At 63.8% G+C, this 2,633-nt stretch carries 2 protein-coding genes; both read left to right on the top strand.

Features of this window, described 5'->3' with window-relative positions; all coding sequences use genetic code 11:
• The first annotated feature begins 365 nt into the window (after positions 1-365).
• Positions 366-542: a hypothetical protein gene (locus tag NKJ46_RS34500; RefSeq protein ID WP_176477851.1), complete on the top strand. Its 177-nt coding sequence runs from the start codon at positions 366-368 to the stop codon at positions 540-542.
• Positions 523-2,586 carry a recombinase family protein gene (locus NKJ46_RS34495; protein WP_352671789.1) on the top strand — a complete coding sequence of 688 codons (2,064 nt, stop codon included), beginning with the start codon at positions 523-525 and terminating at the stop codon, positions 2,584-2,586. The genes NKJ46_RS34500 and NKJ46_RS34495 overlap by 20 nt, the downstream gene beginning before the upstream one ends.
• Positions 2,587-2,633: the final 47 nt, after the last annotated feature.

Genomic DNA, 2,633 nt, shown 5'->3' with positions numbered 1-2,633 from the left:
AGCTTGCAGGTTTCGATCAGCGAGGCGATGACGGCCCAGTGTTCGGCGCCGCCGTCCGACGGGACCTCATGATGCCCGGATTCTAGGGCATGAGGTAGAGGTCGCCTATCCGTTCCACCCGCTGTTCCGGCGGCCCGCGATCGTGATTGCCGATCAGTTCCACAACGGCAGTCGTCATTTGATCCTGCGCTCAGGCGAGTGCCCATCCTTCCTGGTTCCCGCATGGATGATCGATCCAGCGGTCGCATCGGTCAAGACCACTGACGTTCCGCGCCTTTCGGTTGCCCGACTTTTCGATCTTAGGGCGTTCCTGGACTCAGGCCTAGCCTGCAACCTTGGGGAAGAGATTCCCGAAGGAGGCGCTGATGGCGAAGCAGTGGACGCATGCGCAACAGGATCTGTTCGAGGAGCCGCCGCCAGCCATGAGGCTCGCGCCGGCGGAGCGGACGAAAGCGGTGGAGCAGCTGCAGGCACTCCTGATGGAGGCGATGGTGGCCGTGGCAGATCAGTTGGAGGCGGGCGATGACGAAGATCACGGCTGATCATCTGGTACGGAACGCCATCGTCTATGTCCGGCAATCGACGGCTTTCCAGGTTGCCCAGAACCTGGAAAGCCAGCGGCGGCAATATGGCCTGGCCGATCGGGCCCGCCAGTTGGGGTGGCCCGACGTCGAGGTGATCGATGACGATCTTGGCCGATCGGGCGGGGGCGCACGCCGGCCCGGCTTCGAAAAGCTTCTGGCGGCAATCTGCGAGGGCCGCGTCGGTGCCGTGCTCTCGCTGGAGGCTTCCCGGCTGGCGCGCAATGGGCGCGACTGGCATACGCTCCTGGAGTTCTGCGGTCTGGTCGGCACGCTGATTGTCGACGAGGACGGCGTCTACGACTCGGCCTCGCCCAACGACCGGCTCCTGCTCGGCATGAAGGGCACGATGAGCGAGATGGAACTCTCGGTCTTTCGGCAACGCTCGACCGAAGCGATGAAGCAGAAGGCGCGCCGGGGCGAACTCTTCCTCACCGTGGCGATCGGCTATGTGAAGGCTGGCGGAGACCGTATCGAGAAGGATGCAGATCGACGTGTCCAGGAGGCCATCGCGTTGGTGTTCCGCAAGTTCGCCGAGCTTCAGACGATCCGCCAAGTGCTGGTGTGGTGCAGGCAGGAAAAGGTTCTGTTGCCTGCCCTGGGCAACAGTGCGGCCGGCCGAGTTATCTGGCGCTTGCCTGTTTATCCGACAGTTCATCACATGCTGACCAACCCCGTCTATGCCGGCGCCTACGCCTTCGGCCGCCGAACCGCGCGCGTGACGATCGAGAACGGGCGCAAGCGGGTGGTCCGGAGCATGCAGCGCGACTGGCGCAGCTGGGAGGTTTTGATCCGCGACCACCACGAGGGCTATATTGCCTGGGCCGAGTACGAAAGGAATCAACAGCTGATCGCCGATAACACCAACGGCAAGCGGTTCATGAGCCGAGGCGCGGTCCGCACCGGCGAAGCTCTGCTGCCCGGCCTGCTCCGCTGCGCCCGGTGCGGCAAGAAGCTTCACGTCCGCTACGGCCAGACTTATCGTTACGAGTGCGTGGGCGCCTTCAACCAACTCGCGGCGGCGCGATGCATCACCTTTGGCGGAATGCGCGTCGACCATGTGCTTGCCAAGGAAGTGCTGGACAGGCTCCAGCCTCTGGGCGTGGAAGCGGCACTGGCGGCCGTCGAAACGCTCAGTCAGCAGCGCTCGGAGAAGAAGAGCCAACTCGACCTAGCGCTGCAGCAAGCGCGTTACGAGGCTGCCAGGGCGCAGCGTCAGTACGACGCCGCCGATCCGGAGAATCGCCTTGTAGCTGGAGAACTGGAGCGGCGATGGAACGAACGGTTGGCTGCAGTTCGTGATCTTGAACTCGAGATAGATCAGCTCGATTCCGACAAGGCGCCGGCGCTGACCGAGGCCGACCGCGAGCGGCTCATGGCGCTCGGTCAGGACCTGATTCGTGCTTGGGAGAGCCCCGGCACCACGCCAGAGACGCGCAAGAAGATCATCCGCACGGTCATCGCCGAGATCATCGTCGATGTCGTCGGCGATAACCTGGAGCTGATCATCCACTGGCAGGGCGGTGACCATACCCGTCTGATGGTGAAGCGCAACCGCGCCGGCCAGACGCGGTGGACTACCGACGCGGAAGTGGTCGACTTGGTTCGCGCCCTGGCTCGCCAGATGCCTGACGAAACGATCGCCGCGGTACTCAACCGATCCGGTAAGACGACCGGGCATGGCAAGAGCTGGACACGGGGGCGTATCTGCTCCCTGCGCCATCAACATGACATCGCCGTCTATCGTGACGGCGAGCGCGCCGAACGCGGAGAGGTTACGCTCGATGAGGCGGCCGCAGCCCTGACCCTCAGCCAATCGACCATCCGCCGTCTCATCACCGAGGGCGCTCTCCCGGCAGAACAACATTGCAAGGGCGCACCCTGGATCATTCGACACGCCGACCTTGAGCGAGAGGAGATACGCCGGCAGGCCGACCTACGCCGCTCACGACGCCCGCCACCCGACGAGCGCCAGCCAAATCTACTCGATCTTTCAACAGCATGACGGGATGAGCAGTATGAAGCACCATCGTCAGAGCCTGCGAAGAGCGC

It is taken from the genome of Mesorhizobium sp. M0166 (assembly GCF_040322255.1).
Lineage (GTDB): Bacteria > Pseudomonadota > Alphaproteobacteria > Rhizobiales > Rhizobiaceae > Mesorhizobium.
The sequence above is the reverse complement of the archived record's forward strand: the minus strand, read 5'-3'. Positions and strand labels throughout refer to the sequence as shown.

Excerpts from the sequence above, each read along its gene's own strand:
- NKJ46_RS34500 (WP_176477851.1), top strand. The coding sequence starts at position 366 with ATGGCGAAGCAGTGGACGCATGCGCAACAGGATCTGTTCGAGGAGCCG.
- NKJ46_RS34495 (WP_352671789.1), top strand. The coding sequence starts at position 523 with ATGACGAAGATCACGGCTGATCATCTGGTACGGAACGCCATCGTCTAT.